The sequence below is a fragment of the Sporocytophaga myxococcoides genome, from assembly GCF_000775915.1.
In the GTDB taxonomy this organism is placed as follows: Bacteria; Bacteroidota; Bacteroidia; order Cytophagales; family Cytophagaceae; genus Sporocytophaga; species Sporocytophaga myxococcoides_A.
Genome location: NZ_BBLT01000006.1, coordinates 73,340 through 89,262, shown reverse-complemented (window position 1 = coordinate 89,262; position 15,923 = coordinate 73,340). Strand labels below are relative to the sequence as shown.

General features: G+C 35.5%; 14 protein-coding genes. 7 read left to right on the top strand and 7 right to left on the bottom strand.

Translation table 11 applies throughout. From position 1 onward, the window contains the following. Window positions 1–38: 38 nt before the first annotated feature. The 3 genes from MYP_RS26770 to MYP_RS14850 all read right to left on the bottom strand — a co-directional run bounded on the left by MYP_RS26770 (window position 39) and on the right by MYP_RS14850 (window position 2,372). Window positions 39–1,310: an efflux RND transporter permease subunit gene (locus MYP_RS26770; protein WP_045464887.1), complete on the bottom strand. Its 1,272-nt coding sequence runs from the start codon at window positions 1,308–1,310 to the stop codon at window positions 39–41. A 53-nt stretch (window positions 1,311–1,363) separates the two neighbouring features. Further along, complete coding sequence (locus tag MYP_RS14855) at window positions 1,364–1,720, bottom strand: heavy-metal-associated domain-containing protein (protein ID WP_045464885.1); 357 nt, start codon at window positions 1,718–1,720, stop codon at window positions 1,364–1,366. A gap of 259 nt (window positions 1,721–1,979) precedes the next feature. Continuing rightward, window positions 1,980–2,372: an HYC_CC_PP family protein gene (locus MYP_RS14850; protein ID WP_045464883.1), complete on the bottom strand. Its 393-nt coding sequence runs from the start codon at window positions 2,370–2,372 to the stop codon at window positions 1,980–1,982. Between the two features lie 252 nt (window positions 2,373–2,624). Here MYP_RS14850 and MYP_RS14845 point away from each other — a divergent pair, with 252 nt between their 5' ends. The 3 genes from MYP_RS14845 to MYP_RS14835 all read left to right on the top strand — a co-directional run bounded on the left by MYP_RS14845 (window position 2,625) and on the right by MYP_RS14835 (window position 8,255). Continuing rightward, on the top strand, window positions 2,625–3,791 hold the full coding sequence (locus tag MYP_RS14845) for a hypothetical protein (RefSeq protein WP_045464881.1): 1,167 nt from the start codon (window positions 2,625–2,627) through the stop codon (window positions 3,789–3,791). Between the two features lie 96 nt (window positions 3,792–3,887). Beyond that, a complete protein-coding gene (locus MYP_RS14840; protein ID WP_231570053.1) occupies window positions 3,888–6,452 on the top strand; it encodes a PIG-L family deacetylase in 2,565 nt (854 codons plus the stop codon). Between the two features lie 105 nt (window positions 6,453–6,557). Continuing rightward, window positions 6,558–8,255: a sodium:solute symporter gene (locus tag MYP_RS14835; protein WP_045464879.1), complete on the top strand. Its 1,698-nt coding sequence runs from the start codon at window positions 6,558–6,560 to the stop codon at window positions 8,253–8,255. Window positions 8,256–8,321: 66 nt separating this feature from the next. Here MYP_RS14835 and MYP_RS14830 read toward each other — a convergent pair whose 3' ends face one another. The 3 genes from MYP_RS14830 to MYP_RS14820 form a co-directional block, all read right to left on the bottom strand. Then, window positions 8,322–9,161, bottom strand: a complete 840-nt coding sequence (locus MYP_RS14830) for a DUF2911 domain-containing protein (protein WP_045464877.1) — start codon at window positions 9,159–9,161, stop codon at window positions 8,322–8,324. Between the two features lie 109 nt (window positions 9,162–9,270). Continuing rightward, the gene (locus MYP_RS25170) at window positions 9,271–9,990 is read right to left on the bottom strand and encodes a head GIN domain-containing protein (RefSeq protein ID WP_052430231.1); all 720 of its coding nucleotides are present in this window, start codon (window positions 9,988–9,990) and stop codon (window positions 9,271–9,273) included. A 134-nt stretch (window positions 9,991–10,124) separates the two neighbouring features. Continuing rightward, complete coding sequence (locus MYP_RS14820) at window positions 10,125–11,012, bottom strand: AraC family transcriptional regulator (RefSeq protein ID WP_045464876.1); 888 nt, start codon at window positions 11,010–11,012, stop codon at window positions 10,125–10,127. Between the two features lie 110 nt (window positions 11,013–11,122). Here MYP_RS14820 and MYP_RS14815 point away from each other — a divergent pair, with 110 nt between their 5' ends. The 4 genes from MYP_RS14815 to MYP_RS14800 all read left to right on the top strand — a co-directional run bounded on the left by MYP_RS14815 (window position 11,123) and on the right by MYP_RS14800 (window position 14,883). Next, window positions 11,123–11,473 (top strand): hypothetical protein, encoded by a 351-nt coding sequence (locus MYP_RS14815; protein WP_045464874.1) that lies wholly within the window; start codon window positions 11,123–11,125, stop codon window positions 11,471–11,473. A gap of 140 nt (window positions 11,474–11,613) precedes the next feature. Then, window positions 11,614–12,222: a class I SAM-dependent methyltransferase gene (locus tag MYP_RS14810; protein ID WP_045464872.1), complete on the top strand. Its 609-nt coding sequence runs from the start codon at window positions 11,614–11,616 to the stop codon at window positions 12,220–12,222. 673 nt (window positions 12,223–12,895) lie between these two features. Continuing rightward, window positions 12,896–13,906 (top strand): NADP-dependent oxidoreductase, encoded by a 1,011-nt coding sequence (locus MYP_RS14805; protein WP_197060090.1) that lies wholly within the window; start codon window positions 12,896–12,898, stop codon window positions 13,904–13,906. Between the two features lie 242 nt (window positions 13,907–14,148). Beyond that, on the top strand, window positions 14,149–14,883 hold the full coding sequence (locus MYP_RS14800; RefSeq protein WP_045464870.1) for an acyl-CoA desaturase: 735 nt from the start codon (window positions 14,149–14,151) through the stop codon (window positions 14,881–14,883). A gap of 468 nt (window positions 14,884–15,351) precedes the next feature. On the opposite strand, the gene MYP_RS14795 is transcribed toward MYP_RS14800, so the two are convergent. Further along, window positions 15,352–15,765, bottom strand: a complete 414-nt coding sequence (locus MYP_RS14795; protein ID WP_045464868.1) for a hypothetical protein — start codon at window positions 15,763–15,765, stop codon at window positions 15,352–15,354. Between the last annotated feature and the right edge of the window lie 158 nt (window positions 15,766–15,923).

The following is a 15,923-nucleotide window of genomic DNA, read 5'->3' as shown; positions in this document are numbered from 1 at the left end:
ATTTCATACATGAAACATCATATAGCCATCATTTTTCACTAGCCTCTTTTTTCATGTTCTAAAGAGATATGCCTGTATGCATTTTCAACCATCACTATTCCATCATCGACCACTACTCCAATGGCCAGGGCAATACCTGTCAAAGACATAATATTGGATGAAATACCGAATGCTTCAAGTAATATAAATCCAACTGCTACCGATATCGGTAGTTGTATGATAATGATTAAAGCGCTTCTCCAGTTAAACAGGAATAAGATCACTATGATTGATACTGTGATCATCTCTTCATATAGTGTTCCTCTTACTGAATCAATGGCTTCTTCAATCAGATCGCTTCTGTCGTACGAAACCTTTAATCTGACTCCGTTTGGCAATCCTTTTTCAACTTCCTTTATTTTAGCTTTTATATTCTTAATTACCTGATCCGCATTTTCACCGTATCTCATCACTACAATTCCTCCGACTACTTCTCCAGTACCATCCATATCAAATATACCAAGGCGCAAATCACCTCCCATTTGTACACTTCCAATATCCTTTATTCTGATTGGTATGGAATTCCTCGTACTTACAGGCATATTCTCTATATCCTTTATATTCCGAATATAGCCAAGACCTCTGATAATATAGGACATATCAGTCATTTCGAACTTACCTCCTCCGACATCATTATTATTAGCCCTGACAGTTTTTAGCACATCCATGAGTTGAAGATTGTAATAAGTAAGTTTATGAGGATCAATTACAATCTGATATTGTTTTTGAAACCCTCCGAAAGAGGCGACTTCTGCTACTCCCTGAACATTTTGTAAGGCAAACTTTATATACCAATCCTGCAATGCTCTTTGCTCTCCTAAATCCATATCAGGGGCATCAAGATGATACCAGAAAATATGTCCCACTCCTGTTCCATCTGGTCCTAAAGAAGGAGAAACATCATCAGGTAATAACTTCTGAGCATAGTTCAGGCGCTCCAGCACTCTTGTTCTGGCCCAATAGATATCAGTATTATCTTCGAATATCACGTACACGAAACTCATCCCGAACATGGAGGACCCTCGGATATTCTTAACATTAGGTATTCCCTGCAGATTGGAAACAAGAGGATAAGTGATCTGATCCTCGATTACCTGAGGGCTTCGTCCCATCCATTCTGTAAAAACAATTACCTGGTTTTCGGACAAATCCGGTATGGCATCTATCGGATTCTTTTGTATCGAGAATATTCCCCATACAAATAACACCACTGCAATAAAGAGAACAGCCCATCTGTTCTTAAGCGATATATCTATTATTTTTTCTACCATAATTACAGGCCTGTCACCGAAGTGACAGGCTTTATTATTTCACTTAATTTGGATTACTTTTTTCTATCATATTGGCAACAATCAGGTAACTTATTATAGATAGATAGATTGGCTTTAATTTTATCTGTATCATGGCCGGCATCTGCTATTAGTTGGTGGATTTTATCTAAAGAAATTAAATGAAGGTTATATTCCACTTTAACAACTTTAGTTTTTACATTCCAGTCAACACTTTTAATAGCAGCGTTTCCTTTTAATGCAGATTCAATTCTTTTTTTACACATCTCACAGTTACCAGATACTTTGAATGATATTGTTTCATAATGTAATGGATGTGCAGTTGAATTGGTAATAAATACTGTTACCATAATGGTAAATAACAAAGCGAATATTCTGATTTGAGATTTCATAGTTTATAAATGATTTTAATTGTTGAATAAATAATTTCCAAGCGATTAGTGATTCGAAAGATGAATAGAAATCAACAGAAAACTGTATGAAATAAGATATCATCTCGTATTCGATCCATAATACAAGAGATCATCAAATGCTGCAAAGTGCTAGCATTTAAATCAAGATTGATAAAACTTGGAATGCTATAATGAAAGATAGCAAAGGAGGTATTCTTATGTGCAACAAGAATACTCCAATAGGGGGAATTAAAAAGTACTAAATAATAATGGAACGGTTCTGTATATAAATAGGCGTTTTAGGTGGCCCATTTTTATAGGAATATAATTTTACAGAATATGAATTTATAAGCGAAAATTGTGGCTGCACTCCATAATCGTATGAAGGCAATATCGCTATGATATTGGAGTAATCCGTAATTACAAAATTGCTTTTGTGATGTATTTGAGAATCATCTAATGAAAAGTTATACTGTTTATCCTTACAACAATCTTTTGTTATTTTAACAGCGCATTTGCCACATCCTTTTTTATCGGGTCCAAAAAATGATATCGAAGCTAATTTACCAGCACAATAATGAGTATACACAGAAAGTCCAGTGGTGAAGACTGTGTATAACATTAAAACAGATATGATGGCAATTCTTTTCATTGATGCAAATATGAGCTTTATCTTTAATTATGTTTTTACATTTTTAAGAAAATTAGTTACATAATTTTGCTCATTTTACAAATTACAGAAATGCTAATCTAATCTTTTTTCATTCAAATCAGATTAAATCAACAGGGTAAACATTTAAAATTTAACAACTTGTTGCTACTTTTTACTGCTTATATCAGTATGCATCCGTATACTTCCTTATTATACTTTTTCATTGATAAAAAACTATATAAGTGATCATATATGAAAAAAGCAGCCTTCATTTTACTACTGGAACTTACAACTCATTCGTTAAGAACAGTTGCTCAATGCACGACCGATGCATTTGGAATCATACAAATATATCCTACCAAGCCCGGAACTATTGAATGGACTTCTTCCCATTGGAACAACGGAATTCCAAGGACGATAAAATATGCTGTAGATCCTTACGATCCGACTGGTTGGACAGAAGACCATAGCGGAAGTACCAATGGATTTAAAATAGACGGAAACGGAACAATGAATATGTCAGGAGGAAGTCCTCGTTTTCATATAAATTCTTTGATAAATAAAAAAGTATCGGCTCAGCAGTTCTTAAACACTGAGTTTACAGCTTATTACAGAAGAATAGGCAAGACAGGTCCTGCTTATGGAGGTATGGTCATAGGTGCAAGAAGCGGTCCTTTAGGGCATGCCTCTCAGGGTGGAAATGACTGCGATGCTACGACATACTATGCGCGTTTCAGGCATGATGGCAAGTGGGATTTTGAGAAAGAGCTAAAACATCCCACAAGCGATTATTGGTCAGGCTCAGGTTTTCACAAACAGGATCCCTTGTGGCAAGGCTTGGCAATGCCTGAAAATAAATGGATAGGAATGAAATACATTGTTTATAATATCGAGAACAATTCAAAAGTAAAATTGGAGTTGTATATAGATACTTTATCAGATGGAAATCCAGTCAATGGAGGATATTGGGAAAAAGTCGGAGAGGTTGCAGATGAAGGTAACTGGCCTGCCGCCTCTTCCATGATAACCGGATGCGAATATAGTGATCCTAAAACCATTATTCTGGAAGGACATGGTACCTTCTTTTTGAGAACAGATGGTGACCAGGCAGAATACAAGTTGGTCAGCATTCGAGAAATTATACCAGGAGAAAAATCTTTTGACGGTTGTGTCACCTCCATTAACACAACTACTCGAAATGAGATTAAATTTTATTTTGACTATAGTATAAACGGACACATTATTGAAACTCCTGGGTTTTTCTCCTATAAAATACACGATACAATGGGAAATATTATTCTAAGCGGAAAGTGTGAAAACTCCTGTTTGCTCAGCAATGATGTACCTTCTGGCTTATATATAATAACCTTACAAACATCATCAGAACTTAAACAACTGAAGTTCAACAAGTATCACTAAAAACTTAAAGGTCTATAAATTCTAAATTAGTGCCAGAGTTGAAAACTTTATTTTGTTATTTACCCTTCTCACATTAATTTGGCCCTTCGATCCGGCATGTTCGCTGACATAAAAAACGGATCCGGCTATAATACGATGAATCAGAAACCTGGCATTATCATTTTATTCTTATTATTAGTTCACTCATTTTCAAGCATTGCCCAACCCGATGAAAGGTACAATGCTGCAGAAATTCAACAAGCCATAAAGAAGCTTAATGTATTGGGCAGTGTGCTATATATTGCTGCCCATCCTGATGACGAGAACACCAGGCTTATTACCTACTTTACCAAGGACAAGCTATATAACACTGGTTACCTTTCCCTTACACGTGGTGACGGAGGACAGAACCTTATCGGTTCAGAATTGAATGAACAGTTAGGAGTGATAAGAACCCAGGAACTTCAGGAAGCTAGGAGAATTGATGGAGGAAAGCAATTTTTCTCCCGAGCCAAAGACTTTGGTTTCTCTAAAAATCCTGATGAAACATTTATGATCTGGGATCGGGAAAAAGTCTTTGCTGATATGGTTTGGGTAATCAGAAAATTCAGACCAGATGTACTTATAACCCGTTTTAATACAGAGCCAGGCAAAACTCATGGCCACCATACAGCCTCTGCAATTCTTGCCGAAGAAGCCTTTGAAGCAGCAGGAGATCCGACAAAATTCCCCGAACAATTAAAATATGTTCAGGTATGGCAACCTAAACGATTATTATGGAATACCAACTGGTGGTTTTATGGAAGTGAAAAAGACTTTAATACACAGGGATTACTAAAGATTGATGTAGGTACTTTTAATCCTACCTTAGGCCAATCATATACTGAAATTGCAGCTGCCAGCAGAAGTATGCATAAAAGCCAGGGCTTCGGAACCAGCGGTACAAGGGGGACTGCCATTGAATATCTTCAACATACAAAAGGTTCAAAACCAAACAGCGATATTTTTGAAGATATTGACGTTTCATGGAATAGAATTCAGGGTGGAGCAAAAATAGGCGAATTGCTGAACAAGATTTACTCAGGATTTAATTCAACCAACCCTTCTGCTTCAGTAGCTCCTTTGCTTGAAGTAAGATCACTGATCAAAGCATTGCCGGATAGTTATTGGAAGGAGATAAAACTGCAGGAAACAGAAGACGTCATTAAAACCTGCCTTGGACTTTGGACTGAAGTAATCGCTTCAGATTACAGTGCTGTTCCAGGCCAAGAGATGAAAGTAAATGTTGAATTAGTAAATCGTTCTTCAATTCCTGTTGAAATAAAAAAAATTACTTTTTCGGTTAATAAAGATAGTAGCTTAGCAAGTACCTTAAAGGATAATGTTCCTTTAGCATTTTCCACAAAGATAAAAATCCCTTCAGAGATGCCTTACTCACAGCCTTACTGGCTGGTTCACAGAGGTAGTAAGGGAATGTTTGATGTAAATGATCAGCAACTTATTGGCAAACCAGAAAATGATCCAGCCATTGAGACTACATTCGATTTTGTAATTAATGGACAAAGTATTCGTTATACCACACCTGTAGTATATAAGAAAGCAGATCCTGCAAAAGGTGAGCAATACAGACCGCTGGAAATAATCCCTCCTTTATTTGTAAACCTTTCTGAACGTTTGCTGGTCTTTGGTGACAATAGTCCAAAAGAACTGGACATCAGATTAAAATCCGGAGTTGATAATATCTCCGGAAAACTAATGATTGAAATACCTAAGAGTTGGAAAGCAGAACCTGCCGTACAAGATTTTTCTATCAAAGGTAAAGGAAATGAAGAAGGATTTAAATTTAAGGTATTTCCTTCCACAGAAGCTATGACAGGTACTTTAAAAGTATTTGCCGTTTCAGGAAAAGATACTCTTCAGAATGGTAATATTAACATTAGGTACGACCACATAAAGCCTCAATTGCTGCTACCTGAATCCAATGCAAAAATAGTAAAGCTTGAATTAAAGACTACCGGGAAAAATATAGGTTACTTGCAAGGTGCAGGTGATGACATCCCTGGGTCATTGAGCCAAATCGGATACAAAGTCTCCGTACTTAAAGAAGATGCTATTACACCTTCACTCCTGTCGTCTTTTGATGCAGTAGTCATAGGTATCAGAGCTTACAATACAAGAGAAAAATTAAAATATATTAACCCGCTTTTACTGAACTATGTGAAAAACGGAGGAACTCTTGTAGTACAATACAACACTATGCCATCAAGATTCGGAGATGGAAGAATGGTGACTGATTCTATAGGGCCATATCCTTTCAAGCTTTCTAATGACAGGGTAACTATGGAAGATGCACCAGTTAAATTCTTAATACCTGGACATCCTTTATTGAATACTCCTAACAAAATCACTGAAAAAGATTTTGAAAACTGGGTTCAGGAAAGAGGATTGTATTTCCCTAATGACTGGAGCAAGGAGTACCAGGCTCTCCTATCCTGTCAAGATATTGGTGAAACACCTAAAGATGGGGGACTTCTTTATGCCAGATACGGCAAAGGAACCTATATCTATACCAGCTATTCCTGGTTCAGACAGCTTCCTGCCGGAGTTCCGGGAGCTTATAGAATATTTGTAAACCTGTTGTCTTCTGGAAACGACGGAAAAAAGAAAAAAAATGGTAAATGATGATCGGCCTCCTTTTTTTAAAAGCTGGAGGGCAATGTACTGGTTCGTATTGCTCAATCTTGCTTTTACAATCCTGCTGTTCTACCTTTTAACAATCTACTTTAAATGAGTATAACAGACTGGATCGTACTTTGTGGAACGCTCACATTTATTATTGCTTATGGCATTTGGAAAACCAAGGGAAGTAAGAATATAGAAGACTTTCTTCTTTCCAGGACTATGCCCTGGTATACCATCTGCCTTTCTATCATGGCTACTCAGGCCAGTGCCATAACATTTCTGTCAACACCAGGACAAGCGTATGATGATGGCATGCGTTTTATACAGTTTTACTATGGATTGCCAATAGCAATGGTCATTATAGCCATTACAGCAGTTCCATTGTATGCAAAGATGAATGTATATACCGCTTATGAATACCTGGAAGGAAGATTTGACTTTAAAACCAGGACACTGGCCGCACTCCTGTTTCTTATACAAAGAGGAGTAAGCACAGGAATCACAATTTATGCTCCATCTATTATTTTATCTACTATCCTCGGGTGGGATTTAAACTCTACCAATGTTATCATAGGAAGTCTTGTGATTTTATACACCGTTTCGGGAGGTACCAAAGCAGTTAGTGTTACACAGCAACAGCAGATGACAATCATGATGGGAGGAATCATACTTGCAGGTATTGTAATCATTTACAAGCTTCCCTCAAATATTTCTTTATTCGAATCTATGCAAGTTGCAGGCAAACTGGGGAAGATGAACCTAGTAGACTTCAACTTTCAGCCCAATGACAGATATAATTTCTGGTCTGGTATCACTGGAGGAATGTTTTTAGCCCTCTCCTATTTTGGGACAGATCAATCTCAGGTAGGACGTTATCTCTCAGGAAAATCCATCACTGAGAGTCGTATGGGATTGTTATTTAATGGACTATTGAAAATACCAATGCAGTTCATCATACTTTTCATCGGCTTACTTGTATTTGTATTTTACCAGTTCCATCAGGCCCCTGTTTTCTTCAACAAAACTGAACTTGCAAGAGCTCAGCAATCTGTTTATGCAGGTGAAATAAAAACACTTGAAGAAAAATATGATCAGAATTTTATCAGAAAAAAAGAAGAAGTAAACACTCTTGTTACAGCCCTTAAAGCTAAAGACCAGCAAGCCATTGATAACAGTCAGGACAAATTACTTGTAATAAAAAAAGAAGAACAAGAAATCCGCAATAATGTAAAAAAAGTCATTTTAAAGGCTTCTCCTGAAGCTGAGACAAAAGACGTAGATTTTGTTTTTATTACTTTCATTATGACGCAGATGCCTCATGGCCTGGTAGGATTACTTATTGCAGTAATATTATGCGCTGCCATGTCTTCTACAGCTTCTGCATTAAATGCACTAGCCTCTACTACATGTGTGGATATTTATAAACGCTCAATAAATCCTCATGCATCAGAACGCCACTACCTGAAGGCTTCAAGGGTACTAACTGTTGTGTGGGGATTACTTACTATCCTGTTCGCTTTGTTTGCATCACTGGTAGACAACTTAATCCAGGCCGTTAATATTCTGGGCAGCTTATTTTATGGAACTATTCTTGGGATTTTTTTATGTGCTTTTTACTTTAAATATATAAAATCCAATGCAGTATTTATTGCTGCTTTAATAGCTCAGATCTCTATATTCCTGTTGTATTTTTATTCAGATATTGCTTTTTTATGGTACAATCTTATTGGCCCAATAATAGTGATAGTTGCAGGATATATAGTTCAATTGATTTTGACAGGAAGAGAGCAGACTAAAATATAGAAATAAAAAAGAGAGTCGATGTATTAACACCGACTCTCAAAATTAATTAAACACTATTTACGAATATTATTTTTTGCCTTTGCACTCAGAGATTAACTTCTCATTCAGCTTCACATAATCATCATTTTTAGCAGCCTTAGCAGCATCAAGAGATTTGGTTGCAGTTTCTACTGCACCTTTGCAGTCATTAAGTTTCACTTGTATTTTTGCTTTCAAATGAAGGATATAGAATGCAGGATTTTTTTCTACTGCTTTATTAATCCACTCCAGAGCTTGTTTCATATCTCTGTTGGTTTCATAGTAATAACCTGCGGCCTGAAAGTAAGTAAATACATTGTCAGTCTTCATTTTGATATCAGCCATTACTTTAGCATCAACATCATTTTCAATTTTAAATTTGACACTTGTTGTTTCCCAGCTTATCTTAATATTCGCTGTAGTAGGCGTTAAATCAGTGAATTCAATTGTGAAAGATTCAACAAGAGCACATGCCTTTTCAGATTTAACTTTAAATTTTGCAGCTGCATCACTTTCTTTAAAATCGCCTGCCTGTACTTTTGTATTCTTTCCGAATAACACTGTCCATTCAGAAGTCCCAGGGATAGTATAAAGTGCATATTCACCCGGAGCAAGCTTTGTTCCCTCTACTGATACAGTATCAGAGAAACTTACTTTAGTAGGATCGTTTGCTCCTGTTCTCCATATTTTATCAAATGCTACAAGGTCACCGAATACTTTACGACCTTTTGCACTTGGTCTTGAATAAGTAACAGAAACATCAGCCAAACCAACTTTTTGAGTTACAGTTGAAAGTGGACTTGGTTTCGGGGCATTGATCTGTGCATAACAAATAGTCATGGCCGAAACAGCAAAGAAGAATAATGCTGATAATGAAAGTTTTTTCATGAATGTGTTATAATTTGTTTGGTGGACAAAATTTGTTGCCACGAATATACAGCTTGTCAATAAAAAACCAATCATTTTATGTCATCATTCAGGATTAAATTATAAATACTTATTCCTTAAACACTTTTCCGGAACCAGATATGGTAACATCGGTAACTGGGTTTCCTGAGTAACCTACTTTACCGCTGCCTGAAATATTAACTTTCAGGGTCTGGATTGCATTCACAGATATATTTCCAGACCCGTTAATTTTAGCATATACAGTCTGGCTTTCTGTATTTTTTGCACTAATTCTTCCGGAACCATTTATTTCATGAGATGAAATATTTGAAATTCCTGACAGTGTAATATTTCCCGATCCATCAATTTTACTCTTCAGATTTGCAACATTAAAATTCAGGGATATATTTCCTGACCCATTAATAGAGACATCCAATTCATTACCCGTGAATTGCCCATCCCCAGTTACTTTACCAGAACCGTTGAGTCTCACTTTTCTCAATGTTGGCATAGATATATAAACGTCTATTTTATTAGATTTCCTCAAACACTCATCATCATCAATTTCTATTTCAAGTATGCCGTGTTCAACCTCTGTTTCAATGATAGGAAGAATATTGTCGTCTGCAGTAATAACAACTTTTTGCACTGTATCCTTTTTAATGTGCACATCAAAGCTTCCGTTGAGTTCAACACCATTAAACTGAGGCACGCCTCTCTCAATGCTGGCAATATCTCCTGAACCCTTTTTGCATCTGCTGCAGGCAGCGCTAAATTGTATAAATATTAAAATTATAAATAGTTGAAAAATCAATTTAATCAGTTTCATTTTGTTTAAATATTGTATGTTTTTAATAAAGAACTATCAGAAGTGGTACCTCTTTCCGGTCATTCTGATAGTAAGACATTCAATATTGAAACTCCCCCTATCCCCAGATAAAAATATTTTTAAAAAAATTATGGTTATAATGAAAATGGCTTAATTGTACTCTTCTGAAACTCTTTTGGTGAGAGTCCTGTATGCTTTTTGAATACTCTGATGAAATAGGAAACATCGTCGTAACCTAACTGATCTCCAACATTCGCAATAGGTATGTCATTATGAATCAGCAGACGCTTTGCCTCCAGAATTATCCTTTCTGCTATAAGATCACCAGTAGTTTTATTTAAGACTTCCCTCGTTAGTCTGTTAAGGTGTCTTGTACTCATATTCATCAGGTCTGCATATTGCTGAGGCAATTTTTGAGTTCTAAATTGTTCATCGATAAGTCGCTGGAGATTTTTCACCTTATAGTAGTTAATTGATGTTTCTTTATTCTCATCATGAGAATCTTTAATATATACCCTTGAAAGCTCTATATATAGCAAATCAATCAGAGAACCAAGCTTCTCTGTTTTAAATGAATTATTGGCTTTAAACTCCTGATTAATCTCTTCAAATCTCGACATCACTGAAACTACTTCCGTTTTATCCAGATATATTACAGGATAATTTTGCTGCAAATAAAAAAATGGAAAATCTGTAATTTTTCTATTTGTAAAAATACTGTCATAGAATTCTCTTGTATGAAAAAATACAAAACCATCCGCCTGCTCGGAAAGCTTCCAACAATGCACTTGTCCCGGGTTGAGTAAAAATACACTTCCTGGTTTAACAGGATAGCTTGAAAAGTCAATCTGATGTTCTCCCTTTCCTTTAGTAAACAAAATGGTGATATAGGTACTGTGACTGTGCGGATTATTGATAAACTGATGGCTTCTCAGGTGATTAGGCAAGTCATTAGAATAAAAATAAACTTCATTGCTTCCCTTTGAGAACTCCCTGATGCCATATACCGGTATTTTTTTCATTCTGAAAAAATAGCTAAAATGTCCGGATAATCCTATTAAAGGATACTTTTTACCTCAATTTTAAGAACTTATGTCCCTAAATTTGCATTAGAGATTAGAACAAAACTACTATGGCACTTATTCATATATTAAAAGATCGTTGTCCTTATTGTCATGAAGGGCTGATCTTCAAAAATCCAAACCTTTTCAGCTATAGATCAGGAGAAATGAACAATGATTGTCCTAATTGCAAAGCGAGGTTTATGAGAGAACCAGGATACTTCTGGGGCTCCATGTATGTAAGTTATGGATTAGGAACTGCTGAAGCCTTTATCACTTATTTTATTTGCAGATTATTTGGCACGGGCATGTTTGATATGATCAATCTATGGGCTATTATACTTGTAATAATTTTATTATCACCATTTAATTTCAGGTTTTCAAGAGTTATATGGCTATACCTTTTTTCCGGAATTGACTGACAATAATTTGATCTAATTGCTGCCTAAATTAAGGTTGATACAGGGATCTTTAACAACAGAGATTAAGCATTTAACAAAAATGATGTAAATCAATGACAAATGCTTAATTTTAGGTTAAGACTTTGAATCAACCTTGCTTTATGAACGCTGTAAAAGAATATTTCGGTGATATAGATATCTATCTTTTTGATCAATTGTTGAAAGGCCGCTTCGATCACTGCAATACTGTTCTGGACGTAGGATGTGGAAGTGGCAGAAATCTTATATATTTTTTAAAAAACGGATTTGATGTTTATGGCATAGACCCGGATCCTTCGGCCATTAGCAGGGTGCAGAAACTTTCATCTGATGTGAATCCCAGTTTCCCTTCAGATCATTTTAACATCGGTGTTGCTGAAGAGCTTCCTTATGCTGAGGATTATTTCGATCTCATTATCTGTAGCGCAGTACTACATTTTGCGAAAGATCAGGATCACTTTGAACAAATGTTAAACTCCATGTGGAACGTACTTAAACCCGGAGGTTACTTCTTTGCTAGACTTGCTTCTTCTATTGGTATAGAACATTTGGTAAAAGAAACCGGGAAAGGACTCTGGCTCCTACCGGATGGGTCTATAAGATATCTTGTCAATGAAAAAGCTCTGTTGGAATATACTTCAAGACTAAATGGAATTCTTTTCGAGCCTATTAAAACAACCAATGTGCAGAACCTACGCTGTATGACTACTTGGTGTTTACAAAAGAGGTAAGTCTTTTCTTAATCACATGTAAAGTAACAGAAACCCTGTTTTAAAGTTGTTAATATACTTCTTAAAGTAGTGACATTTTAATGCAAGTTAAAAATCTTGCACGAATCCCTCCAACATATTAGCAAGTATTAATACAATATCTAATCTCTCTTTACTACTGCCCCCTCCAGAACAAAATTCTCCTACAGATAATTTCATTTTTGAATCACAACCGATGAATGGTAATGGCGAAATTATAGCACGTATTACCGAGCAGGATGTTACTTCAGAATAAGCCTAAGTAGGTGTCATGATTAAAGAATCTCTGACAGACAATTCCAAACATGATTTATGACAATATCACCATTTCAGGGGCAGCATTTCAATACTGAACATCAACAGGAGGTTCTTCCGAAAACAGCAATGAATGGTCAGCCCGCTCTGCTGTCTAAGTAAAACTTGTAAGAAATGGGAACACATTTACCGGTTATTACTCGACCAATGGTATCTCCTGTACACTTCAGAATATGCAAGTCCATTCCTTTAACCTTGAATTCAGGTTTTTCGAAAAAATTCATTCAAACAAATTTCAATTTCATTGATTTCCATTACATAATCCGCTGGGGAATAACAATTGTAAAAAGGTTAGCGAATAAATGTGATCATTATTATACACCATTTATAAATGAAAGAAATGAAAACTACTCCACAACAAACAGAAGGAACAGAAACAAAATCAAAAAAAGCTTTGGGAGATAAAATGAAAGCCATTGTAATACATAATTTTGGAGATGGCAATGTCCTTCAGCAAGAAGAAGTCACTATTCCTAAAATTGAACAAGATGATATATTAGTTAAAGTACAAGCTGCGGGCATTAATCCAATTGACTGGAAAGTAAGGCAAGGTTACAGAGAAGATTTTCTTCAAAATAACAATCCCGGAATCCTGGGTTGGGATGTAGCAGGGACAGTAATCGAAGTTGGTGATCTGGTAACAAGATTTAAACCTGGAGACAAAATATATGCAAATCCAAGCGCTGCCAGAAATGGAGCTTACGCTGAATACATTGCAATCCGTTCCTATGAAGCTGCTCTGGTTCCAAAAAGTATATCCGTGACAGAAGCCGCTGGTGTTCCACTCGCGGCACAGACTGCATGGACAGGATTATTTGATAAAGCTAACTTAAAAGCAGACCAGAAAGTATTGATACACGGAGCTTCCGGAGGTGTTGGAACATTTGCAGTTCAACTTGCTAAAATTGCAGGCGCTTATGTAATCGGAACTTGCTCTAAAACAAATATAGATATGGTAAAAAGTATTGGTGCTGACCAGGTGATAGATTATAAAAATGAAGATTTCAGCACTAAACTCAAAAATATAGATGTGGTATTAGATACTATTGGCGGTGATACACAGGTAAAATCATTAAAGGTCCTTAAAGCCGGTGGAATATTAGTATCAACAGTTGGCATTAATGCAGCAGAAAAATCTCCACGTCCAGATGTAAAAACAATAGGTTATTATTCAATAGGTAATGGAGCCAAATTAGCAGAGATCGGAGGTTTAATTGAAAAAGGATTAATTAAAATAATTATAGATCGTACATTCCCATTAGAAAATGTAAGAGAGGCTCATCAGTTAAGCGAAACTCATCATGCAAAGGGAAAGATCATACTGACAATAGACCAAAAGACCAACGGCTAATACAAATGAAAAGAGCCTTAAATGCTCTTTTCATTTCATTATTTTTTTATCTAAGTTACCATTATGCACCGCTGATATCCTTCAGACAGTCATATTTTTACTTAGCCAACTTTGCATTTCTTTAACAGTAATATAAACAATTCTGCTGTTTATTGATTACTAAAGGATATTCAATTTTATAAAAATCAGAAAGTCTGAACAATATAAAATAACATTCAATTCTTCTTAAGAGCACCAAAATTATGTTTATCATTATCTTTTTTATTTCACACTGGTACATTTCATTATTCTCCCAAACATTCTTTTTGCACAGATACAGCGCCCATAGAATGTTCACTATGAATAAAGCATGGGAAAGGTTCTTTTATCTTATTCTATATTTCAGCCAGGGATCTTCCTATTTAACACCAAGAGCATATGGAATTCTTCATAGAATGCATCATGCTTATAGTGATACAGAAAGGGATCCACATTCTCCACACCACAATAAAAATGCTTTTTTAATGATGTGGAAGACAAGGAAGATTTATAATGATATTGTAGACAATAATCTGAACTCAGATCCCGGATTCAAAAAAAATCTTCCTGAATGGAAGCTTATTGATAAGATTGGAGAAATGGGAATATCAAGAATAGCATGGGGTATTATTTATGTAGGCTTTTATTCCATATTTGCTACACAATGGTGGATGTTTTTGTTACTACCTGTACATTTTCTTATGTCACCCGTACACGGAGCTATTGTGAACTGGTTTGGCCATAAAGTTGGTTACTGCAATTTTAAAAACGGTGATCAATCTAAAAACACCCTGCCTGTAGACTTACTAATGCTTGGTGAATTATTCCAGAATAACCATCACAAATATGCAAACCGGGCCAATTTTGGTGTAAAGAAATTTGAATTTGACCCTGTATTTCCATTTATCAAGATATTTTCATTCTTCAGAATAATAAAACTGGAAAAAACTTTGAATTAGATTTGAAAAATTAAAAGAAGGTTATAAAACATGGAAATTAAAAGACATCAGAATTGCCTTGGCATATTTCTGATGAATTAATTAATCTGCATAAATCAGGTATTACGTCAATGAGCAACCAAACCTTAAAGAAGTTGATAAATTAAAAAAATGATTTTTATGATGGTATATTTTAAATCAGGTATTACGTCAATGAGCAACCAAACCTTAAAGAAGTTGATAAATTAAAAAAATGATTTTTATGATGGTATATTTATTACTTTTAAGATGCACAGGTTTTCATCTTGGATCATTAACTAATGCCTTTGCATTTAATAATTATCATGAAGCGCTTCACTTAGGTTTTATAATGAACATCAGCAGGTTTGTTAGAACGATCTAACTTATGCAGCATGGTTAAAAAGGTACAAAAAAAGCAACAGCAAGGATTTCTCAAAAACACCCTTGCTGCATAAAATACCCATTTGATTATTTCACTTCATATTTCATTTTTTTCCCAAACGCTTTTGCTACTTTTTCCAATTCTTCCCATGCATCCATGATTGGAGTACCTTTATTTCCTTTATATTCAATTTTCATCCCATCTTGTGCAGCAATAGATATATTTCCTGAAAGCCATACTTCAGCACCCTTTATTTCCGCGATAAGGTTTACTCTGGTCTTCCCACCTTTAAGCGTTTTAGGATTGGTGACCACTTTTGAAGTTCCTTTACCAGCCTTTAGGGTATAATCTTTTTCAAGAAAGACTTCCTTCACTTTGTCTAGCACTCCATTGGAATCCGGGAGTGTAATTACAATTGTATTTGCCTTTTCCGGAATTGCCTGAGAGAACCCTAAAGTTCCTAACAGACAAAAAAACATTAGTAAAATTATTTTTTTCATTATTCTCAGTTTTTAACATTTATTAAAACTCTAACATTTACGGTCACAAACTGGTATTGTTGCAGAATGTGTATAACAGAGACCTGGTTCTAAGATTCAAATAATCGGTTCAACAATCAGGAATAATCATAAAAATAATCTCAAAAAGCAGATACAGA